Source organism: Bradyrhizobium sp. WYCCWR 12699, from assembly GCF_032144035.1.
Lineage (GTDB): Bacteria > Pseudomonadota > Alphaproteobacteria > Rhizobiales > Xanthobacteraceae > Bradyrhizobium.
In genome coordinates, this window is the sequence record NZ_JAVTJN010000032.1 from 918,616 (window position 1) to 942,168 (window position 23,553).

Here is a 23,553-nt window from a genome sequence, read left to right on the forward strand (position 1 = left end):
CCTCCGATGACAGATTACAGAACCGAGAAACTGCAATGCCATTGCTGCGGCAAGTCCTCCGAGCATTCCGTGCTCATGAGCTCGAACACGCGCGGCTCACCCGACCTCGACCAGCGGCCGCCGAAAATGTACCGCTGGACCATTGGAAGCTGGCTGCAGGAGTGTCCCTATTGCGGCTACGTGGCCCCGAGCATCGACAAGGGCGATGCGAAGGCGCGCAGCTTCCTCGATACGGCCGAATTCCGCACCGCCTCACGCGATCCATCGTCCGACCCGGCATCGCGCCGCTTCCTGGTGCGCGCCGCGCAGCATGCCCATGACGGCGAACGGAGACTGGCGTTCCTGAGCACGCTGTCCGCGGCTTGGGTCTGCGACGACGCCAACAGGCCGTCCGAGGCGGCGGCACTCCGCCTCAAAGCCGCACGTCATCTGGAAGGCTCGCGTATCACCTCGCTCGACACCAGACTGCTCCTGCTCGACGTCCTGCGGCGCGCATCGAGCTGGGAGGCCTCCGAGGCACTGATCGCCGATTTGACGGCCGAAGAGCTGGAATATCCCTTCGCCGAAATCGTCGCCTTCCATCGCGACAAGATCGCGGCCAGGGATGACGCGCGATACACGATCGGCGAGGCGCTCGAGGGGAAGCCTGCGCCGCCGGTCGCGACCTCGGTCGCGGACCCCGAGCTGATCAAAGCCATCGCACGGCACATCCAGATCATTCCGAGCCCGCGGAAGACGTGACCATGAAAGCCGCTTTCCGTTGAATTTATTCGCGACCCCAAAAGGAGCTCCCTTGATTCAGTCCTCTCGCACCATCCGCCTTTCGGTTTCGGTCGGCACCCTCTTTCTCGCCGCGGTTTCGATCCTGCCGGCCGCCTGGGCGGGCGATTACTGGGAGCCGAAGAATTACGCACCCGTGACCGACCCTGCGAAACAAAAGCAGATCCACAATGACGGAGCCGCCATATGGAGAGAAGGCAACGAGCTCTACAAGGCCGGAGACTACAAGAAGGCTCTCGAGGTATTCGAACGGTCGATCGTCAAGTACCAGATCCTTCGCCTGACGAACGATATCGAGATCGTCACACGCGCGATAAAAGCCTCGGCCTGCATGGATCGGCTCAACTCCACCGACATCAATCAGCTCAAGGAACTCATCGGGGAGAATGAGGACAAGACATCGGGCGCGATGACTCCGTACCCGAATTCATGCCTGCCCTTTTCAGACCTGGCGGCCCACGTGCAAAAACGCATCGCGGCTCTTCAGAAGACGAGCAGATGATCCCAGGTCCCGGCGGTTCGAGCTACGGCGCCAGATACCGCATCAGCTCCGGATTGCCCCTCACCTCGCCGGCCTCGCCTTGCAACGCGACCCTGCCGCGGTCCAGCACATAAGCATACTCGGCGACCCGGAGCGCCAAATCGAGGTGCTGCTCGACGATGATGACGGCGATCGTCTTCGCCAGCTCGATCAGGCGCTCGGTGATCTCCTCGATGACGCCGATCCAGACGCCTTCGGTCGGCTCGTCCAGCAGCAGCAGCTTGGGATCCCCCAACATGGCGCGGCCGATGGCGAGCATTTTGCGCTCGCCGCCCGACAGCGTGCCGGCGGGCTGATCGAGGCGCTGGCCGAGTTTTGGGAAGATCGTCAGTACGCGGTCGACGGCAGAGGCGTCCTTGTTCGCGAGCGAGCCGACCGCGAGATTGTCGCGCACCGACAGGCGCGCGAACACCGAATGCTCCTGCGGCACATAGCCGATGCCGGCGCGCACGCGTTCCTGGGTGGCACGGCGGCTGATGTCGCGGCCGTCGAAGGCGACCTCGCCGTTCCACGCCGGTAGCTCGCCGACGATGGTCTTCATCAGCGTGGTCTTGCCGGCGCCGTTGCGCCCGAGCACGGCGACGCCGCCGCGCCAGGGAATGCCCAGGTTGACGTCGAATAGCACCTGGCTGCGGCCATAGCCGGCATCGAGATGGCTGATGTTGAGAAATTGTTGCTCAGGCACGGCGCAGATAAATCTCCTGGACAGATGTGTTGGCCTGGATCTCGGACACGGTGCCCGACGCCAGCACCCTGCCCTGGTCGAGCACGGTGAGGCGATCGCAGATGTCGCGTATGAAATCGAGGTCGTGCTCGACGATGACGAGGGAGCAATGCTGCTTGATCGGCTGGAGCAGCTCGCCGGTGACGCGGCGCTCCTCCAGGCTCATGCCGCCGGTCGGCTCGTCGAGCAGCAGCAGCTTCGGCTTGCCCGCGAGCGCCATCGCGATCTCCAGCCATTGCTGCTGACCGTGCGACAGCGCCGCCGCCGCATCGAAGGCGCGATCGGCCAGGCGGAACTGCGTCAGCATGGACATCACCTGGTCGTGCAGCGCGCCGCGCGTGCGCGAGAACACCAGATCGAACAGCGAGCAATGCGCCTGCAACGCGAGCAGGATGTTGTCGTACAGCGTGAGCGAGGGCAGCACGGATGTGATCTGGAACTTCAGGCTCATGCCGGCCCGCGCGCGCTCGGTCGGCGTGAACGCGGTGATGTCGGTGTTGACGAAGGAAACCTTGCCTGTGGTCGGCACCTCTGCGCCGGCGATGCACTTCATCAAGGTGCTCTTGCCGGAGCCGTTCGGGCCGATCAGGCCGTGGAATTCGTTCTCGCCGACGCTGAGCGCCGCGCCATCGAGCGCGGTGAGCTTGCCGAAGATCTTCTTGATGCCGGCGGCTTCAAGGAGCATGGCGCTTCTCTTTTGCTTGGGCGCCGAAGCTGCCGACGCGCTCGCGCTCGCCGAGGACAAAGCTGATCAGGCCGAGGGGACGGAACAGGATCACGAGCAGCAGCAACAAGCCCAGAATGATCGGCCAGACGTCGCGATAATTGTCCGACAGCCAGAAGCTGACGCCTTCGACGATCACGGCACCGATGACGGCGCCGATCAGCGTGCCGGAGCCGCCGAACAGCACGTAGAGCACCACCTGCGTCGAGACGACGACGCCGACCATGTTGGGCCAGACGAAGCCTTCGTGGAAGGCATAGAGGCTGCCGGCGAGCCCGGCGACGCCGCCGCCGATGGTGAAGATGATCGCCTTCAGGTGCTGCGCCTTGTAGCCGAAGAAGGCGATGCGCTGTTCGTTCTCCCGGAGCCCCGCGAGCGCGAGGCCGAATTGGGAGCGCACCAGGAAGCGGCAGAGCAGATAGACGGCGACAAGAATGCCGAGCACGAGATAATAGAACGCCGGCCCTTCCGTGAACTCGTAGCCGCCGAGCGTCATCGGCGCGATCGAGGGGATGCCGTTCTGGCCGCCGAGATAATACCAGCCGCGCGCGAGCCGATCGGCGGCGTAGGAGCCGGTCAGCGTGCCCAGCGAAACGAAGATCACGCTCGAGGGATGCCGGCCCAGCAGCAGGAAGCCGCCGAGCAGCAGCGCGAAGGTGAGGCCGATCAGCGTTCCCGCCGGCAGCACCAGCAGGATGTTGGTGATGTCGAGGTCGCGCGCGAGCAGCGCCACGCCGTAGCCGGCCGAGCCGAAGAACAGGGCCTGGCCGAAGCTCATGATGCCGGCATAGCCCCAGACCAGGTCGAACGACAGCGCGAACAGCGCGAGGATGATCACGCGCGTCGCGAACACCGTGAGATAGTCCTGCAGCACCAGCGGCGCGACCAGCGCCGCGACCAGCACGGCGCCCTCCACGATCGGCAGGACTTTTCGTCCGGCCCTGACCCGGTCCCCGGCCTGTTCCACCGCCACGCGTTCAGCCATCCCGTCGCCCGCTTCGTCGTCGGCGATGGCCTCTCTTACCACACTCATCGGCTTCAGCATTCCACCTCAGCATTCCGCCTTAGCATTCTTTGGGATCGACGAGGCCTTCGCTGCGGGCGACGATCTCGTAATTGCCGGCCTTGGCGACCGCGGTGTACATCTTCATCTTGCAATGGCGCTTGCCGGGGACCATCTCGGCAGGCCCGCCCGGACCTTCGGCGATCTTGGCGTGGTCGAGCGCGGCGGCAACCGACTCGCGGTCGATCTTGCCGGCTTCCTTCACCGCGGCTTCCCACAGCTTGAGGCCGCGATAGGTGCCGGTCGCGGCGCTGCCGGCGGCGAACAGGAAGTTGCCCGGGAAATCCTTTTCATAGGCCGCCTGGATTTTTGCGTCGAACGGGTTCTCCTTGGTCAGCACCTTGAAATAGTCGAGGCAGCTGGCCAGCCCCTCGATCTCCGCGGCCTGATTGATGTTGAGCGTGTTCTCGTCATAGTAGACGCAGGCGAGCCGTCCGCCGTTCTTGAGGAAGCCGGCTTCATAGAGCTGCTTGAAGAACGGGCCGACACCCGGCGGAATGACGGTGTTGAAGACGACGTCGACCTTGTTGGAGACGATGCGGTTGACGGTCGCGGAAAAGTCGACCTGGTCCAGCGGGTAGTATTCCTCGAACACGACCTCGCCGCCGTTCGCTTCGATCACCTTGCGGGCATAGACGTTGAGCGTGTGCGGCCAGACGTAATTGGCGCTCGGCAGCGCGAACTTCTTGCCGCCGTTCTTGATCAGCCAGGGGATGAACTCGTCGCATTGCTGCGCCGGCGTCGGCCCGGTGCAGAACAGATAGGGCGTGCACTCCTTGCCCTCGTAGAGCTGCGGATAGATGTAGAGCGTCTTGCCACGCGCCACGATCGGATCCTTGATCGCGTTGCGCATCGAGGAGGTGATGCCGCCCAAGACCATGTCGACCTTGTCGCGCTGGATCAGCTTTCGCACGTTGCCGACGGCGACGGATTCGTTGGAGGCGGTGTCCTCGATATAGAGCTCGAGCGGACGGCCGAGCAGGCCGCCGGCTGCGTTGATCTCCTTGATCACCATCTTGGCGACATTGGCGTCGGCATTGCCGGCATAGGCGATCGGACCGGTGAGGTCGGTGGCGATGCCGACCTTGATCGGCGCCTCGGCCGCATTGGCCCAGGGCGCGGGGATCACCCAGCTGCCGACGCCGGTCGCAACCGCACCGGACGCAAAGGCGAAATTGGAGAGAAAGCGGCGCCGTGAGAGCTGCGTGCGATCGAACATGACTAAACCCCTTTTCCAGCGATGAGGCCCTGCGGGCGGAATTTGATGAAGACAATGGCGAGCACGAAGACGAGGACGTCGGCGACGACGGGCGCCATCACCCAGGGCAGCGCCGCGCTGAGCGTGCCGATGACGCCGGCGCCCGCGACAGGGCCGATGAAGGAGCCGACGCCACCGACCATGACCGCGACAAAGCCCTGGATCAGGAAGCGCAGGCCGAGATCGGCGAACAGGCTGAACACAGGCACGATCAGCGCGCCGGCAAGGCCGGCCAGCGCCGCGCCGAAGGCAAAGGTGGCGCCGTAGATCAGCGGCGTGGAGATGCCGGAGGCGCGCGCCAGCGACGGATTCTCCAGCGTGGCCCGCACGCGCAAGCCGAAGCTGGTGCGCGACAGCAGCAAATAGCAGCCCCCCATCACCAGGAGCGTGATGACGATGATGGTGAAGCGCCAGGCCGAGATGTGCATGGCGCCGATGTCGATCGAGCCGCCGATCGGCTCCGGGACGGTCAGGTAGAAGCCGCCGATGAGCCCGCGCACGGATTCGCGGATGATCAGGCCGAGCGCGTAGGTGCCTAGCATGGCGACAATCGGCGCCGCATAGAAGCGGCGGATGATCAGCGCCTCCAGCACGAAACCGAGCCCGCCGACCAGGAACGGTGCGGCGACCATGCCGGCCCAGATCGGCAGTCCCTTGGCGTAGGCGAGATAGGTGACGTAGGCCCCGAGCAGGACGAACTCGCCCTGCGCGAAGTTGAAGATGCCCATCATGCTGGCGATGATCCCGAGCCCCAGCACGATCAGGACGATGATCGCGCCGAAGCTCAGGATCTCGAACGCTGCGACGAACGCGTTAGCCATTCTTTGCTGTCCCGTCCGTCGGCATCGAAGCCTTCCTCACATCTTCTTCCAGTCGCCGATCTGCTCGAAAGCATGGGCGGCGCGGTAGATGGTGGATTCCTCGAACATGCGGCCGACCAGCATCAGGCCGACCGGCAAGCCGTCGACCATGCCGCAAGGCAGCGACATCGCGGGATGATGGGTGATGTCGAACGGCGCGGTGTTGGAGATCATCTCCAGCGCGCGGGCGACGTAATCCTCGCGGCTGGCATTGGGCTCCGGCAGCTTGGTCGCCTTCATCGGCGTGGTCGGCATCAGCAGGAGGTCGTAGTCGCCAAACGCCTTGTCGTAGGCCGCGGTCAGCCGGCGCGAGATGTTGAGCGCCTTGCCGTAGAAGCGCGGACCGAAATTGTTGTTGATGTAGGTGCCGAGCATCATGAACAGCTTCGTGGTCTCGGACAGCGAATCGGCCTGCCGGCGCCAGCCGCGATGAAAATCCATCAGCGAGGTCGAATAGAGATCGCCGCGGGACAGGCCGTAGCCGTCGCCGAACATCATGGTCTGGGTCAGGCCCTCGGTGCCGATCGGGGTCCAGATCGCGCCGCCCAAGAGATGCATCGGGATCGAGACGGTCTCGACGGTGGCGCCCAAATCCTTGAAGCGCTTGGCCGCCTCGCGCACGCTTTCGTTCACGGCGGCTTCCGCGACCGGCTGCTCAAAGCCTTCCTTGACGATGCCGATCTTCATGCCCTTGACGCCCTGGCCAAGCGCCTTGGTGTACTCCTCGACCTTGGGCGCCTTGATGCGCGGATCGTAGCCATCGTCGCCGGCGAGCACTTCGAGCAGCAGCGCGTTGTCGGCGACCGTCGCAGTCATCGGGCCGGTATGGTCGACATAGATCTCGATCGGCATGATGCCGGTGTAGGGGACGAGGCCCCAGGTCGGCTTCATGCCGTAGATGCCGCAGAACGAGGACGGCATGCGGATCGAGCCGCCCTGATCGCCGCCGATCGCCATGTCGACCTCGCCGAGCGCGACCACGACGCCCGAGCCCGACGACGAGCCGCCGGCCGAGTAGCCCATCTTGTGCGGATTATGCACCGGCCCGTAGGAGCCGGTGTGGCTGCCGCCGGACAGGCAGAAGTGCTCGCAATGCACCTTGCCCTTGATCTCGGCGCCGGCATCCAGCATGCGCGTGACGATGGTGGCGTCGAAATCGGGCACATAGCCTTCCAGCGTCGACGAGCCGTTGGTCATGGGCACGCCGGCCAGCATGATGTTGTCCTTCAGCGCGACGGTCTTGCCCTTGAGCTTGCCGCTGGCGGCGCCCTTCACGGTCGACTTGCGATACCAGGCGTTGCGCGGGTTCTCCTCGGTCGAGGGCCGATAACCCGGCGTGCGCGGGTACTTCACCTCCGGCAGCTCGTCCGGCATCGCGGCCACGAGATTGTAGGCCTCGATCGAGCCCTGCATCAGGCCGCGGAACGAGGTGACGTCCTCGTCTGTGAGCGATAGGCCGCATTGCTCGGCGACACTGCGAAGTTGGGCTGGCGTGGGAAGGGCAACTGTCACGGCGCTCTCCTGAAGTTTCTTTGGCGAACTGGAGCGTGGCCGCCCCGGCGCGATGCACGTACCGGCGGCCTCGCCCGAACATTCAAAACGGAAATATTTTCCTTTTCAAGTATTATTTTGCAAGTCGGGCCCCGCCCATTGCCGCGGCGCGGTCAGATCGGCTTGATCAGCTTGAAGTCGAGACCGTCGGCCTCGGCAAGATGCATCGGCATCCGCGCGCGTCCGTCGCGGACGGTGACCGGACCGCGGGCGCCGCTGTAGACGATGTTGCGGCCGGCCACCAGCATCGGGCCCATCGACAACGAGCCGGCCTTGTTCGCGACAGCCTCGAGGAAGCGCAAGCCCTCGTAGCTCGACTGTCCGACCGAGCCGATCGGCGGCGCATTCGGCCCGAACATCGCGCGATAGCGGCTCTGGAAGTCGTCATTGGCGCGCGTGCCGGTGCCGGTGAAATAGCCCGAGGCGCAGAACATGTTCTCGCTGTTGTCGGCGCCGATGCCGAGCAGCACGGTATCGTCCATCGCCCCGGCAAGGCGCAGCGTCGTGGCGCCAAGACCCCATTCGCCGAAGGCCCGGTTGAAGGTGATGCTGTCGGTGCCGATCAGCGAGATCAGCACGACATCGGGCTTGGCGGCGCGGATGCGCGCCAGATGCGGCTCGTGATTGTCCTCGCCGAGGGGAACGAACTCTTCGCCGACGACCTGGCCGCCGGTTTCCCTGATGTAATTCTTGACCGCACGGTGCGATTGCCAGGGCCAGACATAGTCGCTTCCGATCAGATACCAGCGCTGGGCCTTCTTGACGTCGGCAAGCCAGTGGATGGCGGGGCGGCTCTGCCAGCGCGGCGTCTCGCCGATCGCCATCACGCCGGGCGTGCGCTCGCCGCCCTCGTAGACCGGCGTGTAGATGTAGGGGATGCGATGGCGCGTGGTGACGTCGCGCAAGGCCACGCGGACCGCGCTGGTGTGCAAGCCGACGATCAGATCGACCTCGTCGAACGCGATCGCCTGCTCGGCACGGTCCAGAACCTCATCCAGCGGCCCGCCGGCGTCGTAGATCGACAGCTCGATCTCGCGCCCCAAGATCCCGCCGCGCTTGTTGATTTCGGCGACGGCGAGCTGCGCGCTGTTGGTGGCGCAGGGCCCCCAGACGCCCGGCGATCCGGTGCAGCAGATGAAGCCGCCGATGCGCAGCCTGTTGGCGCCGCGCCGTTTGAACAAGGCGTGGTCGCTCGGCGACAACGCGCCGCCGGCTGCCGACGACGACAGATTCCTGAACAGCAAAGACGGCGGCAACGCCGGGCCGCCGTGAGCCGGGAAGTTCACCGTCGCGCGCACGCCAACTCCTGTCTGGGACCAGACCTGAAAGCACATTCTGCGGGCGGCCGCGGCACCCGCCCTATTGTTGGGCAATCATCCTATTTTGAAAATATTGAAACTTCAACAATTGAAGTGCATATAGATGCAGCATTGATTGCAAGACATTCACTCATTTGGGTCAAGACGAAGTCTTAGCCGTGGCAAAACCGACCAAAGCAAACATCCCGATCACCGAACACCTCGCCTACCTGCTCGCGCAAGCCAACCGGGAGATCAACCGGCAGCTCGAACTGCGGTTGAGCAAGGAAGGGGTTCCCGTCGAGCAATGGCGCATCCTGAAAGTGCTGTCGGATGGCAACGGCCATTCGATGGGCGAACTTGCGGAGGCCGTGCTGCTCAACCATCCGACCCTGACCAAGATGATCGACCGCATGGTCTCGGACACGCTGGTCTATCGCGTGCAGGATCCGAACGACCGCCGCAAGGTGCTGATGTTCATCTCCGACCGCGGCAAGGTGCTGAGCAAGAAGCTCAACTCGCTCGCGGTGGACCAGGAGGAGCACATCCTGGAGAGCTACGGCGACAAGCCGACGAGCGAGCTCAAGCGGCTGCTGGAGAGCCTGATCGACAGCTCGAATTAGGCGCCGGCTTCGCCGAGCGACCTCACCGCCTGTCGCACTGCCCGGCGCATAGTTGCGCTCAAACGCGCCCGCAGCTCTTGCGTTTTGGCGCATGCCGTCCATGCTGGAGCGACACAGCAACCGGGGGAGCGCGGCATTGGGCATGTTGGCCAAGGCGCCTCATTGGGACGGAGGTTGAGGCCGGCCATGACGTCTTTCTACGCACCCCGGCATCTCGAGCACATTGCCGGGCTCGAAAAGCGCTTCGGACCGGTCAGCGACGAGGTGGCAACGGCCCTTAGATCGCTGGTCCGGGTGATCTGCGATTATGAGGATCCCGTGGACGCGGCTCCCTTTCTCGAGCGCTGCATCACGATCGCCGAAAGCCTGCATGGGCCGAGGTCAGTCCTTCCCGACCTCGATAAATGGATCGGTCACGCAAGTGGCGCCGACTTCGAGCACATCGAGCCGTTTCAGCTGCGGCGGCTGGCGATCAAGACCGAAATCTTCGGTGAAGACAGTGAAGCGGTTGCCGAGGAATGCGAAGCGCTCGGCAGGGGCTACGCATCGAGCGGGGGGTATGCGAAGACCAGGGTGCTGCTGGAGCGAAGCATCTCCATCAAGGAAAAGCTTCATGGCGCGCACAGCGCCGAGGTCGCAGCCGCCGTCGAACTGCTGGCCGAGACGAGCACGCAAGTGAAGAAGTGGACGGACGCCAAGGCGGATCTCGAACGCAGCCTCAGCCTCAAACAGAAAGTCTTCGGAAAGCGCAGCGAGGAAGTCGCAAGGTGCCTGCTCGCCTCCGCGATTGTCCACGCCAATGCCAGCACGCGGCAAAGGCCTGGAAGCAGCCGACGAAGCATCGAGGAGGCAGTCGCCGCTTTCAAGCTCGGCCTGGGCATGCTGGAGAAGCGATTTGGACCTGATAGTGTCGAGGTGCAGGTCGCCCTCGAAGAGATGATACGGACCTATGTGGGCTGCCGGCAATTCCGGACGGCCGAGCCTCTGTTGAAACGTCTGCTTTCGATATGCGAGCTGGCCTATGGCGAGGATGCGGCTGCCCTGCTCTGGATTCTCGCCGAGTTGGCCGTGGGATATGCGGATGCGGGATCGGAGGCCACCGAGCCCATGCTGGAGCGGGGCTTCGAACTGCTGCAGAATTTCCTCGGCGCGAGGAAGCCGATCTTTCGCAACGCGATCATGGACTATGCAGGCGACAAGTCTGTGCTCTATGGCGAAGGCGTGCTGGAAAGACTGGTCCAGGCGTCGGAGATGTTTCGCCGCAATTTGAGCAAGCGATGGGGAGCGTAGTCGCGCCGGATTTCACATGACGAGCTACGACACCCGCGTTCGGAAATGCTATTGCTGCGGCAAGAAGTCGGAGCATTGCGAGCTCATGAGCTCGAACTCCTGGGGCTCACCGGATCTCGACCAGCGCCCGCCGGGAATGTTCCGCGCCACCGTCGAGGACTGGCTGCAGGAATGCCCCTTTTGCGGTTACGTCGCTCCGATCATCGATAAGGGCGACGCCAAGGCACGCAGCTTCGTCGCCACACCGGAATTCCGGGCCGCCTGCCTCGATCCCCTGGCCGACCCGGCCTCGCGCCGCTTTCTGGTTCGCGCGGCGCAGGACGCCTATTACGGCGACAGGAGATCCGCCTTCCTGAACACGCTCTGCGCGGCCTGGGTCGCCGATGACAACAAAGAGCGAGCGTCCGAAGCACTCACGTTGCGCCTGCGGGCGGCCGCGCATCTCGAAGGACGCACGATCAAGTCGATCGACACGCGTCTGCTGCTGCTCGACGTGCTCCGGCGGGCGCAACGCTGGGAAGCTGCCGAGGGTTTGGCATCGCAACTGGCCGCCGAGGACCTCGGGTACCCCTTCGCGGACATCGTGGCCTTCCATCGCGGCAAGATCGAAGCGAAGGACAGCGGCCGCTTCACGATCGCGCGGGCGCTCGATCAAGCTGAAACGGAGGAGGAGTGGTGAGGCATATGTCCAGATCATCTATCCTGACGATCGTCCTTTGCCTCGTTGCCGGCCCCGCTCTTGCTGCGGCAGGGTCGTGGAAGCTCGAATTCGACAACCGGGAGCTTCCCTCCCTGAGCTACTCGGAAAACGGAAAGCTGACCTTCGTCCTCGGATGCGGCCGCGCCTTCGGCCTGCACGCAAAATATCCGGGCCAGGCAGCACGCGCCGGCAAGGCCGTTCTGATGATCGGGGACCGCCGCAAGACCATGAAGCTGGTCGGCGAGTTCGAGGGGCTCTCGGGGGAGGACGATGATTTGACCAATTTCGTGCAATGGGATCTGGGCTTCTCGCGGCAGGACCCCGAGCTGTTCGGAAAGCGCTGGAAGCGCGTGGAGAAGCAACTGCTCGACCTGATGGAGGGAGCGTCGCCGTTGACGATTTCGAGCAAGACCGCGAGCTATCAGCTTCCGAGGATCGACGCACCGGGCTGGCGCGGCAGCATCGAGCGATGTGGGCGCTAACGTCGGCAGGCCAGGATCCCGCGCTCGGCGAGCAGATCAACTTCGTGAACGAATGGGGGCAATTGAAATGACGTCAAATGAAGCCATCGAAATCCAGCCCAGACGCAAATGGGGGGCTGGATATTCGTCGCGATGTTCCTGACTGCTGGAGAGTTTGATCGATAGTTCGAATTAGGCTTCGTGAATGGATGCGTGGCGCTTTGCCGAGCGCAAACGCTTCTGCCGTTCAATGCAAAGCATTCGCGCATCATCGCCAGCACGAGAGGCGGTAGCGTTGGCCGTTCCATGTCGTCCAGCCCACGGCTTTGTTGCTGACCGGCTTGGCTAAATACCATTGATTGCCATCGGCATGGTTGAAGTAGACGCCGCCCTGCGCTCCGCTGCGTGCATTTGTCAGCTTCACCCATCGCGAGCCATTGTCCGAGAACCTGCCAGACCAGCGTGCTCCCGACGTGCTGGTGCAAGTGCCGCCGTCGCAGGTCGTCTGACTGTCATCGACGGCGGCCCAATTCATCCGGGCCGGGCGGCCGTCGATGTTGCACGACCATGTTCCACCCCACCATCCGCCCACCTGGCTCGCAGGGGCGGGACCGCACGCGCAAAAACTCAGGGCAAGAACACAAATGGCCGTTGGCAGGGCGCGTTTGGACATTGTCTGGGCTCCATTTTGTCGGGCCGCGTGATGCGCCTCAATCAAAACACGGATCGAGTTTTGTTGCGGTGATCCAGTTCACAAAGAGCAGCGGCAAAGATGGGGTGGTCTCCGACACGTTGCTCTATCGCCTGGGATCCGCGCGACCGCCGCCGACGAGCGAGCTCAAGCGGCTGCTGGAGAGACTGATCGACAGCTCGAATTCGCGCTCCCCGTGCGGCCGGCGATCGGCCGATCGGGTGCGGCAGGCATGTGGAACAAAAGGCGGAACAGCAGGTTGAAGCCTGTTCTCCGTCCATGCGGGGAACAGTCCGTTGAGCCGCCGTCTGTTGAGGCCAATTATGGGTCGCGAATGACACCCGCAGTGTTGATCGTCGAAGATGAAATCTTTGTCGCCAGCGACATCGCTCGTATCCTGGAGGATGCGGGCTATCGCGTTGCCGCGATCGCGGCAGATCGCAAGGAGGCCCTGGAAGCGGGCCCCCAGGCGCAAATCGCGCTGGTCGATATCAATCTGCGCGACGGCTCGACCGGGCCGCAGATCGCGCTCGATTTGTCGCGCGAATACGGCACAAAGATCGTCTACGTCACCGCCAATCCCGCGCAGATTGCCCCCCGTGCGGAGACGGCGATCGGCTTCATCCGCAAGCCCTTCAGCGACGATGCGATCCTGACCGCGGTCCACCACGCCGCCGGCGAGGCGCCTCGACCACGTTCTCCGGACGTCACGTTCTTTGCGGCGCCGGACGGCTCATCGAGGTCTTTGGAATCATAGCTATGGCCCGGAGCCCTTCGGGATTCCAGTCGTAGGACATCTTCCCGCCGAGCTGACTGGACATGCTCAAGGTGATCAGCCTCGAGCCGAAGCCTTCCACCGCAGGCGCCGACTTGATCTGCGGACCACCGCTTTCCGTCCACGCGACGACAACATCATCGCCCACCTCGCTGACGTCCACCGCGACGCGTCCGTCCAGCATCGAGAGCGCGCCGTACTTCGCCGCGTTGGTCGCGAGCTCGTGGAACGACAGCGCCAGGGGGGTGGCGGAGCGATCGTCGATGCGAAAGTCATCGCCGGTGATCAGGATCCGCTTCGCCTCCGACTGATAGGCCGACAGAAGCTGCTCCAGAAGCCCCTTGAGCGTCGCCTGGTTCGAGGTCGGTTGAGAGCAGGCGCTGTGCGGACGCACGAAATCATGCGCCTTGCCGAGCGACATGATGCGCGAACGCAACTCGTCCGCCAGACCCTTCAGCTCCGGATGTGTGCGTGTCGAAAGGCCGATCAGCCCATTGATCACGGAGAAGATGTTCTTGATGCGGTGGCTCAGCTCCTGGCTGATCATCTCGCGCTGCTCCATCAGGAGCTTCTGCTCGTGGATGTCGGTACAGGTTCCGAACCAGCGGGTGATATTGCCGTCGGCATCGCGGATCGGCAAAGCGCGTCCGAGAGTCCAGCGATAATTGCCCTCGGCGTTCCTCAAGCGATATTCGATCTCGTATGGCTCGCCGGTCCGCAGCGAATGCCGCCAGCGCTCCCAAGCCTTGTCCTGGTCGTCCGGATGAAACATGCCGTTCCAACCCTCGCCGTCGGTCGAGCCTTCCGGCACGCCCGTAAACTCGTACCATCTGGCATTGTAGTAGTCGTGATGACCGTCCGGTAGCGTCGACCACACCATCTGGGGCATGGTGTCGGCCAGAATGCGAAACTTCTGCTCGGTTTCAGAAAGCGCCTGCTTCGCGATCGCTTCGCTGGCCTGCTGCCTTTTCGTGGTCTTGCGATACCCCATCGCACCCACCACCTGGGCGGCCATAACACGCAGGCCCTGCTCCTGCAGCGGCGTCAGGCCAGGTCTGGGCACGCGATCGATGACGCAGAGCGAGCCGAGCGGAAAGCCGTCCTGCGTCTGGAGCGGCGCACCGGCGTAAAACCGGATGAACGGGTCGCCCGTGACCAGGGGATTGCCCGCGAACCTCGGATCCCGGGTGGCATCGGGCACGACCATCAGGTCCGACCCCAGCATGGCGTGCGCGCAGAAGGAGGATTCGCGCGGCGTCTCGGACACGTCGAGGCCATGCTTGGCCACGAAGCGCTGCATCGTTTCGCCGACCACACTGACAAGACATATCGGCGCTTCGCACAGCGCCGCGGTGAAGCGCGTCAGCTCGCCGAAGCCCGCTTCATCGGCAAGGCCTTCGAGCTCGAGAGCGTCGAGGATTTCGGTTCTGGATGGCGGGAAATAGTCTGTGGAACTCATCAAGCGGCCTTAACCCCGGTGCCTGCGCCGTCATCGAGCGATGCCGCCCGGCATGATGGCGCCTCCACGTTAAGCCGTCCCGACTTGCATTCCTATGGTCACGAGGTCAGGCGCGCGGACAGCGTTGTCCCCTTGCGAAGCGAGCGCACGCCCGCAAGGTCATGCCGGGATAACAACATGTGTGAAAGAGGGTTCCATCCGTGCCGAGCACGGACAGGGACTTGATCGAACCGCCGGCGCGGGCCGGCGGGTTCTCCGATCAGGCATACCGCCCGTGGCAGTGCTTGTACTTCTTGCCGCTACCGCAGGGGCAATCCTCGTTGCGGCCGACCTTGCCCCAGCTGGTGGGGTTCTTCGGATCGCGCAGCGCGGCGTCGGTGGCCTGCGCACCAAGCGTGACGCTGGCGAGCGCCATCTCGTCCTCGCCGGTGTTCGGGTCGAACTTGTGCGCCTCCATCGGCGGCAGGACGGCGGCTTCCTGCTCCGGCGGAACGATCTCGACGCGCATCAGCTGCGCCGTGACCGCCTCGCGCAAGTGAGCGCTCATCTCCTGGAAGAGATTGAAGGCCTCGGTCTTGTACTCCTGCAAGGGGTCGCGCTGGCCGTAACCGCGCAGGCCGATGACCTGGCGCAGATGGTCGAGCATGATCAGATGCTCGCGCCAGAGATGGTCGAGCGTCTGCAGGAGAATGGTCTTCTCGACGTAACGCATCACGTCGGGACCCCATTGCGCCACCTTGGCCGCCATGTGCTCGTCGGCCTTGGTCTCGATGCGGTTGAGCAGCTCCTCGTCCGCGATGCCCTCTTCCTTGGCCCATTCGTCGACCGGCAGGTCGAGATCGAGCACGCGCTTCAGCTCGTCCTTCAGGCCGGCCACGTCCCACTGCTCGGCATAGGCATGCTCGGGCACGTGCTTGGCGACGAGATCGTCGATGAAGGCGTGGCGCATGTCGGTGACGGTTTCGGCGACGCTATCGTCCTTCATCAGGTCGACGCGCTGGTCGAAGATCACCTTGCGCTGGTCGTTCTGGACGTTGTCGAACTTGAGCAGGTTCTTGCGGATGTCGAAGTTGCGCGCCTCGACCTTCTGCTGCGCCTTCTCGAGTGCCTTGTTGATCCAGGGATGGATGATGGCCTCGCCCTCTTGCAGGCCGAGACGCTGCAACATGCTGTCGAGGCGATCCGAGCCGAAGATGCGCATCAGATCGTCTTCCAGCGACAGGAAGAACTTCGAGCGGCCGGGGTCGCCCTGACGACCGGAGCGGCCGCGCAGCTGGTTGTCGATGCGGCGGGATTCGTGGCGCTCGGAGCCGATGATGTAGAGGCCGCCGGGCTTCTTCACGGTCTTGGCGGGCTTGGAGCCCTTCGCCGGCTCGATCTCGACCGTCTCCTCGGCCTTCAGCACGATGTCGCGGAAATGGGCGATGTCAGCCTTGATCTGCTCGACCTTCCTGGCCTTCTCGGCCTCGTCCTCGATGCCTGCGGTCTCCTGCTGGATGCGCATCTCGAGCGAGCCGCCGAGCTTGATGTCGGTGCCGCGGCCGGCCATGTTGGTCGCGATCGTGATCGCGCCGGGCACGCCGGCTTCCGCCACGATGTAGGCTTCCTGCTCGTGGAAACGAGCGTTCAGCACGGCGAACAGCTTTGCCGGCTTGCCGGCGCGGGCCGCCGCGTAGAGCTTCTGCATCGAATTTTCGTTTCCGAAATCGATCTGCCGGTAGCCGTGCTTCTTGAGGTATTCGGCGATCACTTCCGACTTCTCGATCGAGGCGGTGCCGACCAGCACGGGCTGGAGCCGTGCATTGGCGCGCTCGATCTCGGCCAGGATCGCCGCGTACTTCTCGTTCTGGGTGCGGTAGACCTCGTCGTCCTCGTCGAGACGGGCGACCGGCAGGTTGGTCGGGATTTCCACGACTTCGAGCTTGTAGATGTCGAACAGCTCGTCGGCTTCCGTCAGCGCCGTGCCGGTCATGCCGGCGAGCTTTTCGTACATGCGGAAGTAGTTCTGGAAGGTGATCGAGGCCAGCGTCTGGTTCTCGGGCTGGACCGTAACGTGCTCCTTCGCCTCCAGCGCCTGGTGCAGGCCTTCGGAATAGCGCCGACCGGCCATCATGCGGCCGGTGAACTCGTCGATGATCACGACCTCGTCGTCGCGGACGATGTAGTCCTTGTCGCGGGTGAACAGCGTGTGGGCGCGCAGGGCCTGGTTGATATGGTGCACGACGGAGACGTTCTCGACGTCGTAGAGCGACTCGCCCTTGAGCTGGCCGGCATCGCGCAGCAGCCCCTCGATCTTCTCCATGCCGGCTTCGGTGAGGGTCACCGTGCGCTGCTTCTCGTCGACGTCGTAGTCGGACTTGTCGAGCTTGGGCAGGAAGCTGTCGATGGTGTTGTAGAAGTCGGAGCGGTCGTCGAGCGGGCCGGAGATGATCAGCGGCGTGCGCGCTTCGTCGATCAGGATCGAGTCGACCTCGTCGACGATGGCGTAGAAGTGCGGCCGCTGGACCATGTCCTCGAGCCGGTACTTCATGTTGTCGCGCAGATAGTCGAAGCCGTATTCGTTGTTGGTGCCGTAGGTGATGTCGCAGGCATAGGCCGCCTTGCGCTCGGCATCGTCGAGGCCGTGCACGATCACGCCGGTGGTCAGGCCAAGGAAGCCGTAGATCTGGCCCATCCAGCCGGAGTCGCGGCGGGCGAGGTAGTCGTTGACGGTGACGACATGGACGCCCTTGCCGGCAAGCGCGTTGAGATAGACCGCCAGCGTCGCGACCAGCGTCTTGCCTTCGCCGGTCTTCATCTCGGCGATGTCGCCCTCGTGCAGCACCATGCCGCCGATCAGCTGGACGTCGAAATGGCGCTGGCCGAGCGTGCGCTTGGCCGCCTCGCGCACGGTGGCGAAGGCGGGCACCAGGAGATCGTCCAGCGTCTTGCCCTCGGCAAGCTGCTTCTTGAACTCGGCGGTGCGGGCCTTGAGCGCATCGTCGGAAAGTTTGGAAACTTCGGGCTCCAGCGCGTTGATCGCGTTGACGCGGGACTGATATCCCTTCACCCGCCGGTCGTTGGCGGAGCCGAAAAACTTGCGGGCGAGCGCGCCGATCATGCCTGGTTCCTGTGTTCGCGATTTAACCGCGTTGGCCTAAGAAGTTGCCCCCCGCCTGCCTATCAACTCACCGTGACGCCTGGTGGCGTCAGAGCCCGGACTGCGGGGGGTCGTCCGCCATATGGGTGGGAATTGGGCTAGTCTGGGTTCAACGGCCAAAAACGCAGCAAAATAAACGCCATCGCCATGGTCGCGACCGGGCAGAGATATGGCCCGGTCAGGGCCTTGTCAACGGCGGGCGCATTGCGGCTAATTCATCATTTTGACAGACTTTTCGCGTTGCCAAGCCCCCCTGAATTGGGCGAGTGTCCGCCCCGCTTCGAGCAGCCCCCTGCTTCAACATAAGGATTTTCCATGACCACCTCGTTCCCGGTAACCACCGGCCAGCGTTTCCGCCATGCGTCCGCCCTGGCTGGCAGCCTCGCTTTGGCGCTGTCCCTGGCGTTCGCGGGCCCGCTCCGGGCCGCCGACGATCCGGTGCTGGCGAAGGTCAATGGCGCGGAAATCAAGAAGAGCGACGTCGCCATGGCCGAAGAGGAGCTCGGACCGAGCCTCGCCCAGATGGACCCGGCGAGCAAGGACGAGAACGTCCTGTCGTTCCTGATCGACATGAAAATCGTCAGCAAGGCTGCCGAGGACAAGAAGGTCGCCGACAGCGAGGAGTTCAAGAAGCGCCTGGCGTTCGCCCGCAACCGGCTGCTGATGGACAGCCTGCTCGCCAATGAGGGCAAGGCCGCCACCACCCCGGATGCCATGAAGAAGGTCTATGAGGAGGCCTCCAAGCAGATCACCGGCGAGCAGGAGGTGCGCGCCCGTCACATCCTGGTCGAGACCGAGGACGAGGCCAAGGCGGTGAAGGCCGAACTGGACAAGGGCGCCGATTTCGCCGAGCTGGCCAAGAAGAAGTCCAAAGATCCGGGCTCGGCCGATGGCGGCGACCTCGGCTTCTTCACCAAGGAACAGATGGTGCCGGAATTCTCCACGGTCGCCTTCACGCTGGAGCCGGGCAAGATCTCCGACCCCGTGAAGTCGCAGTTCGGCTGGCACATCATCAAGGTCGAGGAAAAGCGCAGCCGCAAGGCGCCCGATTTCGAGCAGGTCAAGACCCAGATCGAGAGCTACGTCACCCGCAAGGCCCAGGCCGAATACGTCGCCAAGCTGCGCGCCGAAGCCAAGGTCGAGCGGCTCGACCAGCCGGCGGCGGACGCCAAGCCGGCCGACGGAGCCAAGCCTTCTGACGCAAAGCCCTCCGACAGCAAGATGGCGCCGCCCGCGAAGAAGTAAGAATTTGCTGTCACTTCGCTGACGCCAAGAGTATCTAAGCCTTCGTGATGCCCGGCCCCCGTGCCGGGCATCTGCATATCCAGATCCCACCAAGGCGCCCCGCGATGTCCTCAACCGTCTCCCCGCTCGCCCCCAAGCACGTTCCCGATATGCCCGTGATCGCGGGCGTCCGCCTTGCGACGGCCGAGGCCGGCATCCGCTACAAGAACCGCACCGACGTGCTGCTGGCGGTGATGGACAAGGGCACGGCGGTCGCCGGCGTCTTCACCAAGTCGAAATGTCCCTCCGCGCCGGTGGAATGGTGCCGCGCCAAGCTGAAGGGCGGCGGATCTTCTAAAAAAGGATTGGCGCGCGCCCTCGTCGTCAATTCCGGCAACGCCAATGCCTTCACCGGCAAGACCGGTCGCGCCTCCACCGCGCTGACCGCGAAGATCGCGGCCAAGGCGGTCGGTTGCAGCGAAAGCGAGGTCTTCCTGGCCTCGACCGGCGTGATCGGCGAGCCGCTGGACGCGACCAAGTTCGACGGCGTGCTCGGCCGCCTCGCCGAGACCGCGGAAGCGGGCGACTATCTCGCCGCGGCCAAGGCGATCATGACCACCGACACCTTCCCGAAGGTCGCGACCGCGACCGTCAAGCTCGGCAAGGCCAAGGTCACCATCAACGGCATGGCCAAGGGCGCCGGCATGATCGCGCCCGACATGGCGACGATGCTGTCCTTCATCTTCACCGACGCGCCGATCGCGCCCGCTGCGCTGCAGGCGCTGCTCAAGGCCGGCGTCGAGGACACCTTCAACGCCGTGACGATCGACGGCGACACCTCGACCTCGGACACGCTGCTGGCGTTCGCGACCGGGGCTGCCGCCGCGCATGGCGCACCCAAGATCAGCCGCGCCAGCGATCCGCGCCTGAAGGCTTTCACCAAGGCCTTCAATCAGATCCTGGCAAATCTTTCCGAGCAGGTCGCTCGCGACGGCGAGGGTGCGCGAAAGCTGGTCGAGATCACGGTCGAGGGCGCCAAGACCAAGGCCTCGGCCCGCAAGATCGCGATGTCGATCGCCAATTCGCCGCTGGTCAAGACCGCGATCGCCGGCGAGGACGCCAATTGGGGCCGCGTGGTGATGGCGGTCGGCAAGGCCGGCGAGCCGGCCGATCGCGACAAGCTCTCGATCTCGTTCAACGGCATCCGCGTCGCCAAGAGCGGCGCGCGCGATCCCGATTATGACGAGGCCCAGGTGTCGGAAGCGATGAAGGCGCCGGAGATCGCAATCAAGGTCTCGCTCGGTCTCGGCAAGGGCCGCGACCGCGTGCTGACTTGCGACCTCACCAAGGAATATGTGGCGATCAACGGGGATTACAGGTCCTGAGTTTCTCCCTCGCCGCGTTCTTACGGGGAGAGGGAACAGTCACCCCGAGATCCGGGCGTCCGCGACTGCTTTCTTGAACAGTGCATTCATCGCGTCCGAGATGCCCTGGGTCGGGCTCACCTCGAAATACAGCCCCGGCGAAGCGCAGCTCTGCATGTTCTGCGCGATCTCGCTGTTCGGCGAGGGACCATAGGGGCCGGCATTGAACGGATCGACCCATTTCATGTACCAGGCGTTGGTGGGCAGCGCGAGATAGGTCGTGTACAGCACCGCGACCTTGACGCCCCGATCCTTCATCGTCTTGCAGAGCGACGCATTGAGCGGCGATTGGCACCGTGAGGAACCCGAGAGCGGCTTCAGGCAGCCCGTATTGCTTTCGTCGGCGACACCGTCGGAGACGAAAAAGAGATACTTCAGGGGAGCGTTGGATTTTCCGCTTCCGGGATTGGGGATTTCGTTGTTGATCGCCGGAAAGATGGTGCTGAACTGCGTGTCCTGATCCTTGGTGTAGCTGTCGTTGTTGCCGTAGACGCCCATCAGGTCGATGTTGCCGGCCGCCGTCTTCGCGCTCGACAAATTCGAGGACAACGGAAAAAGCGCCCGCAAGCCGATGGTCTTTGACGCCGCGCCGAAATCGTAGATCGCCATGCGGAACTGGTTCGAATAGGTCTGGCTCGCGGCAGCCGTGTCCATCAGCGATTGCGTCGCGCTGCGCAGCACGTCGATCCGCGTGGTCACGCCGATGGACTTGGCGAGATTGTAGTAATTGTCGGGATCGTTGTAGTCGTGACAGGCGAACGCGCACTGGTCGTTCGGCTTGAAGCTGTTGCCGGTGGTCGCGTTGACCAGCTTGGTGACGTCCGCCGGCGTCGCCGCCACGCCCATCGACGGCGAATTGTCCAGCAGGAGGTAGAAGTCGACATAGAGCGGCATGCTTGCCGTCGCCGTCGACGTGCCGCTCGTCGTCAGCGAGGTCTTGCCGATCACGCCGAGGAACATGGTGTTGATGGTGCCTTTGAACGCAACGGTCGAGGTGACCGTCGAGCCGTTCTTGACCACCGTCGGCGTGAGACTGTCGAGCGTATGGCCGGTCAGATTGGCGACGTTGGCATTGAAGATGTTCCTGGCGTCGGTGACGCCTACGGGAATCGAACCGTCCGAGGTCATCGTGCCCGCGGCGGCGAAGGCCGGCGATGCCTTGGCGACCGCGCCGACGCTGGCCGCGTCGGCCGCAGCCTGCAGCTTGGCCCGCATCTGCGTGGCGCGGGAGTAATCGACGGCGCAGCCAACCACGGTGATCAGGGGGACGCAGGCGAGCGCGAAAATCACCGCGATATTGCCGCGCCGGTCGGTTGCGAACCGGCCGATAAGGGAGCAAAGCACGGCGCGCATGGATGGAGCCCGGAATGGTTTAAATATGTTCCCACTCTAGGAACCCTTGATTAAATATGACTTATGAGGCCCCTGGAATCGTGGCCCCTTAGTACGATTAACGAATCCTTGCGAACGACCCCAGCGAGCGACATTCCGGACATGGCCGATCTCAAACTGACACTGGTGGTGGCCTGCGCGCTGGTCGATGCCGACAAGCGCGTCCTGATCGCGCAGCGCCCCGAGGGCAAGACGCTCGCCGGCCTCTGGGAATTTCCCGGCGGCAAGTGTGAGCCCGGCGAGCGGCCGGAGCAGAGCCTGATCCGCGAGCTGCACGAGGAGCTCGGCATCACCGTCGCCGAGCCGTGCCTCGCGCCGCTGACCTTCGCGAGCTACGGTTATGAGAGCTTCCACCTGTTGATGCCGCTCTACATCTGCCGGCGCTGGGAAGGGATTGTGACGGCGCGTGAAGGCCAGAAGCTCGCCTGGGTGCGCGCCAACAAGCTGCGCGACTATCCGATGCCGCCCGCGGATATTCCGCTGATCCCGCATCTGATTGACTTGTTGATGTGAGTTGCCGTGCCCCGGACGCAGCGCAGCGCCCTTGCGGTGCGCTGCTGAGCCGGGGCCCATGCTTGCCGCGGACTAGGTCCCGGCTCTGCGCAGCAGCGTAAGAACGCTGCAGCGCGTCGGGGACACGGCTCACTCTTTCCCCGCCTTCTTCACCGCCTCCGCCAGGCTCGCCTTGGCCGATCCCGGCTTCAGCGGCTGCTGCTGGCTCGCATGCGGGGCCCAGCCGGACAGCCAGATGATGTCGAATGTCGCGCGGATGCGGCCGTCGGCATCGGCAAATCGCTCGGCATAGATTTCGGCCATCCGCAGCAGCGTCGCGCGCCGGCTCGGCGTGCGGCGGCGTTCGATCAGCACATTGGCCGCGCCCATGCGGCGCAGATCCTGCATCAAGGCGAACGCATTGCCATAGCGCACCACGACGCGGTCGACGTCGGTCACCGGCAGCGCGAAGCCTGCCCGCTGCAGCAGCGCGCCGACATCGCGCAAATCCGCAAACGGCGCGACACGCGGCGACACGCCGCCCTCGCATTCGGCCTCCGCCGCGGCAAAGGCCTGCCGCAGCTCGGTCAGGCTGTCGCCGCCGATCATCGCGGCCAGCAGCAGCCCGTCCGGTTTCAGCGCGCGCCGGATTTGTGCGAACACGCCCGGCAGATCGTTGACGAATTGCAGCGCCAGCGCCGAGGCGACGAGGTCGAGACTGTCCGGCGAGAAGGGAAGTTTTTCCGCGCCGGCCGCATCCAGGGCGATGTGTTCGATGGAGGGAAGGCGCGTGCGGAGGGGCGCCAGACCATCGCCCGGCGTCCAGAGATCGACCGGGGCGTGAAACTCGCGCATCACCGCGGCGAGCCGCTCCGCCATGTCCTCGACGACACGATCGAGCAGGAAGCTTACCGCACCTTGCGCCTGCGCACGCCGCTGCCGCGCGTGCAGCAAGGCGCGATCGAACAAAGCGGGCGGGGTTTGCGGGGGCTGGGCCATGCCGCTGGTTACGCCGATCACGCTGGCCAATGCAATCTTCTCTCTCGTGTCCCGGCTCTGCAGCGCACCGTCGAAGAGACGCTGC

The 23,553-nt window shown here is 64.2% G+C and carries 22 protein-coding genes; 10 read left to right on the forward strand and 12 right to left on the reverse strand.

The features are described 5' to 3' along the window. Positions 1-6 precede the first annotated feature (6 nt). Positions 7-741: a hypothetical protein gene (locus RPS27_RS19165; protein WP_212065759.1), complete on the forward strand. Its 735-nt coding sequence runs from the start codon at positions 7-9 to the stop codon at positions 739-741. A 52-nt stretch (positions 742-793) separates the two neighbouring features. Next, entirely contained in the window at positions 794-1,282 is a 489-nt protein-coding gene (locus tag RPS27_RS19170; protein WP_212065758.1) for a hypothetical protein, read from the forward strand. Positions 1,283-1,304: 22 nt separating this feature from the next. Here the strand turns inward: RPS27_RS19170 and RPS27_RS19175 are convergent, their stop codons facing one another. The 7 genes from RPS27_RS19175 to RPS27_RS19205 form a co-directional block, all read right to left on the reverse strand. Further along, positions 1,305-2,006: an ABC transporter ATP-binding protein gene (locus RPS27_RS19175; protein WP_211420011.1), complete on the reverse strand. Its 702-nt coding sequence runs from the start codon at positions 2,004-2,006 to the stop codon at positions 1,305-1,307. Continuing rightward, entirely contained in the window at positions 1,999-2,730 is a 732-nt protein-coding gene (locus RPS27_RS19180) for an ABC transporter ATP-binding protein (protein ID WP_212065757.1), read from the reverse strand. The genes RPS27_RS19175 and RPS27_RS19180 overlap by 8 nt, the downstream gene beginning before the upstream one ends. After that, positions 2,720-3,814 carry a branched-chain amino acid ABC transporter permease gene (locus RPS27_RS19185; RefSeq protein ID WP_212065756.1) on the reverse strand — a complete coding sequence of 365 codons (1,095 nt, stop codon included), beginning with the start codon at positions 3,812-3,814 and terminating at the stop codon, positions 2,720-2,722. Before RPS27_RS19185 ends, RPS27_RS19180 begins: the two co-directional genes overlap by 11 nt. A 19-nt stretch (positions 3,815-3,833) precedes the next feature. Next, positions 3,834-5,051, reverse strand: a complete 1,218-nt coding sequence (locus RPS27_RS19190) for a substrate-binding protein (RefSeq protein WP_211420009.1) — start codon at positions 5,049-5,051, stop codon at positions 3,834-3,836. Between the two features lie 2 nt (positions 5,052-5,053). After that, the gene (locus RPS27_RS19195) at positions 5,054-5,911 is read right to left on the reverse strand and encodes a branched-chain amino acid ABC transporter permease (protein WP_128919114.1); all 858 of its coding nucleotides are present in this window, start codon (positions 5,909-5,911) and stop codon (positions 5,054-5,056) included. Between the two features lie 36 nt (positions 5,912-5,947). Then, positions 5,948-7,462 (reverse strand): amidase, encoded by a 1,515-nt coding sequence (locus tag RPS27_RS19200; RefSeq protein ID WP_313754162.1) that lies wholly within the window; start codon positions 7,460-7,462, stop codon positions 5,948-5,950. 152 nt (positions 7,463-7,614) lie between these two features. Then, a complete protein-coding gene (locus RPS27_RS19205) occupies positions 7,615-8,799 on the reverse strand; it encodes a substrate-binding domain-containing protein (RefSeq protein WP_212065754.1) in 1,185 nt (394 codons plus the stop codon). Positions 8,800-8,978: 179 nt separating this feature from the next. Here RPS27_RS19205 and RPS27_RS19210 point away from each other — a divergent pair, with 179 nt between their 5' ends. The 4 genes from RPS27_RS19210 to RPS27_RS19225 all read left to right on the forward strand — a co-directional run bounded on the left by RPS27_RS19210 (position 8,979) and on the right by RPS27_RS19225 (position 11,894). Further along, positions 8,979-9,422, forward strand: a complete 444-nt coding sequence (locus tag RPS27_RS19210) for a MarR family winged helix-turn-helix transcriptional regulator (protein ID WP_194405604.1) — start codon at positions 8,979-8,981, stop codon at positions 9,420-9,422. An 84-nt stretch (positions 9,423-9,506) separates the two neighbouring features. Then, positions 9,507-10,712: a tetratricopeptide repeat protein gene (locus tag RPS27_RS19215; protein WP_212065753.1), complete on the forward strand. Its 1,206-nt coding sequence runs from the start codon at positions 9,507-9,509 to the stop codon at positions 10,710-10,712. A gap of 85 nt (positions 10,713-10,797) precedes the next feature. Next, the gene (locus RPS27_RS19220) at positions 10,798-11,391 is read left to right on the forward strand and encodes a hypothetical protein (RefSeq protein ID WP_212065752.1); all 594 of its coding nucleotides are present in this window, start codon (positions 10,798-10,800) and stop codon (positions 11,389-11,391) included. Positions 11,392-11,396: 5 nt separating this feature from the next. Continuing rightward, positions 11,397-11,894, forward strand: coding sequence for a hypothetical protein (locus RPS27_RS19225; RefSeq protein ID WP_212065751.1), 498 nt, complete (start codon positions 11,397-11,399; stop codon positions 11,892-11,894). Between the two features lie 247 nt (positions 11,895-12,141). Here RPS27_RS19225 and RPS27_RS19230 read toward each other — a convergent pair whose 3' ends face one another. Then, a complete protein-coding gene (locus tag RPS27_RS19230) occupies positions 12,142-12,546 on the reverse strand; it encodes a DUF6006 family protein (protein WP_212065750.1) in 405 nt (134 codons plus the stop codon). A 277-nt stretch (positions 12,547-12,823) separates the two neighbouring features. Between RPS27_RS19230 and RPS27_RS19235 the strand changes: the two genes are divergently transcribed. After that, positions 12,824-13,321 carry a response regulator gene (locus tag RPS27_RS19235; RefSeq protein WP_212065749.1) on the forward strand — a complete coding sequence of 166 codons (498 nt, stop codon included), beginning with the start codon at positions 12,824-12,826 and terminating at the stop codon, positions 13,319-13,321. Here the strand turns inward: RPS27_RS19235 and RPS27_RS19240 are convergent. Together RPS27_RS19240 and secA are read right to left on the reverse strand one after the other, a co-directional pair. Then, the gene (locus RPS27_RS19240; protein ID WP_313754163.1) at positions 13,272-14,798 is read right to left on the reverse strand and encodes a PAS domain-containing protein; all 1,527 of its coding nucleotides are present in this window, start codon (positions 14,796-14,798) and stop codon (positions 13,272-13,274) included. The two genes, RPS27_RS19235 and RPS27_RS19240, sit on opposite strands and share 50 nt — an antisense overlap. A 259-nt stretch (positions 14,799-15,057) precedes the next feature. After that, positions 15,058-17,898 carry a preprotein translocase subunit SecA gene (gene secA / locus RPS27_RS19245; RefSeq protein ID WP_212065747.1) on the reverse strand — a complete coding sequence of 947 codons (2,841 nt, stop codon included), beginning with the start codon at positions 17,896-17,898 and terminating at the stop codon, positions 15,058-15,060. A gap of 354 nt (positions 17,899-18,252) precedes the next feature. On the opposite strand from secA, the gene RPS27_RS19250 reads away from it, so the two are divergent. After that, the gene (locus tag RPS27_RS19250) at positions 18,253-19,182 is read left to right on the forward strand and encodes a peptidylprolyl isomerase (protein ID WP_212065746.1); all 930 of its coding nucleotides are present in this window, start codon (positions 18,253-18,255) and stop codon (positions 19,180-19,182) included. Positions 19,183-19,286: 104 nt separating this feature from the next. Beyond that, positions 19,287-20,546: a bifunctional glutamate N-acetyltransferase/amino-acid acetyltransferase ArgJ gene (gene argJ, locus RPS27_RS19255; RefSeq protein ID WP_212065745.1), complete on the forward strand. Its 1,260-nt coding sequence runs from the start codon at positions 19,287-19,289 to the stop codon at positions 20,544-20,546. A 39-nt stretch (positions 20,547-20,585) separates the two neighbouring features. Here the strand turns inward: argJ and RPS27_RS19260 are convergent, their stop codons facing one another. Then, a complete protein-coding gene (locus RPS27_RS19260; RefSeq protein WP_212065744.1) occupies positions 20,586-21,938 on the reverse strand; it encodes a TadE/TadG family type IV pilus assembly protein in 1,353 nt (450 codons plus the stop codon). A gap of 141 nt (positions 21,939-22,079) precedes the next feature. On the opposite strand from RPS27_RS19260, the gene RPS27_RS19265 reads away from it, so the two are divergent. Next, entirely contained in the window at positions 22,080-22,490 is a 411-nt protein-coding gene (locus RPS27_RS19265) for a (deoxy)nucleoside triphosphate pyrophosphohydrolase (protein ID WP_211419996.1), read from the forward strand. 129 nt (positions 22,491-22,619) lie between these two features. Here RPS27_RS19265 and RPS27_RS19270 read toward each other — a convergent pair whose 3' ends face one another. Next, positions 22,620-23,468 (reverse strand): methyltransferase domain-containing protein, encoded by an 849-nt coding sequence (locus RPS27_RS19270; RefSeq protein ID WP_313754210.1) that lies wholly within the window; start codon positions 23,466-23,468, stop codon positions 22,620-22,622. Positions 23,469-23,553: the final 85 nt, after the last annotated feature.

What these genes read in the sequence shown, in the direction of transcription:
- RPS27_RS19165 (WP_212065759.1), top strand. Translation starts at nt 7, where the DNA reads ATGACAGATTACAGAACCGAGAAACTGCAATGCCATTGCTGCGGCAAG.
- RPS27_RS19180 (WP_212065757.1), bottom strand. Translation starts at nt 2,730, where the DNA reads ATGCTCCTTGAAGCCGCCGGCATCAAGAAGATCTTCGGCAAGCTCACC.
- RPS27_RS19185 (WP_212065756.1), bottom strand. Translation starts at nt 3,814, where the DNA reads ATGCTGAAGCCGATGAGTGTGGTAAGAGAGGCCATCGCCGACGACGAA.
- RPS27_RS19190 (WP_211420009.1), bottom strand. Translation starts at nt 5,051, where the DNA reads ATGTTCGATCGCACGCAGCTCTCACGGCGCCGCTTTCTCTCCAATTTC.
- RPS27_RS19195 (WP_128919114.1), bottom strand. Translation starts at nt 5,911, where the DNA reads ATGGCTAACGCGTTCGTCGCAGCGTTCGAGATCCTGAGCTTCGGCGCG.
- RPS27_RS19220 (WP_212065752.1), top strand. Translation starts at nt 10,798, where the DNA reads ATGAGCTCGAACTCCTGGGGCTCACCGGATCTCGACCAGCGCCCGCCG.
- RPS27_RS19225 (WP_212065751.1), top strand. Translation starts at nt 11,397, where the DNA reads ATGTCCAGATCATCTATCCTGACGATCGTCCTTTGCCTCGTTGCCGGC.
- RPS27_RS19230 (WP_212065750.1), bottom strand. Translation starts at nt 12,546, where the DNA reads ATGTCCAAACGCGCCCTGCCAACGGCCATTTGTGTTCTTGCCCTGAGT.
- RPS27_RS19240 (WP_313754163.1), bottom strand. Translation starts at nt 14,798, where the DNA reads ATGAGTTCCACAGACTATTTCCCGCCATCCAGAACCGAAATCCTCGAC.
- secA (WP_212065747.1), bottom strand. Translation starts at nt 17,898, where the DNA reads ATGATCGGCGCGCTCGCCCGCAAGTTTTTCGGCTCCGCCAACGACCGG.
- RPS27_RS19250 (WP_212065746.1), top strand. Translation starts at nt 18,253, where the DNA reads ATGACCACCTCGTTCCCGGTAACCACCGGCCAGCGTTTCCGCCATGCG.
- argJ (WP_212065745.1), top strand. Translation starts at nt 19,287, where the DNA reads ATGTCCTCAACCGTCTCCCCGCTCGCCCCCAAGCACGTTCCCGATATG.
- RPS27_RS19260 (WP_212065744.1), bottom strand. Translation starts at nt 21,938, where the DNA reads ATGCGCGCCGTGCTTTGCTCCCTTATCGGCCGGTTCGCAACCGACCGG.
- RPS27_RS19265 (WP_211419996.1), top strand. Translation starts at nt 22,080, where the DNA reads ATGGCCGATCTCAAACTGACACTGGTGGTGGCCTGCGCGCTGGTCGAT.
- RPS27_RS19270 (WP_313754210.1), bottom strand. Translation starts at nt 23,468, where the DNA reads ATGGCCCAGCCCCCGCAAACCCCGCCCGCTTTGTTCGATCGCGCCTTG.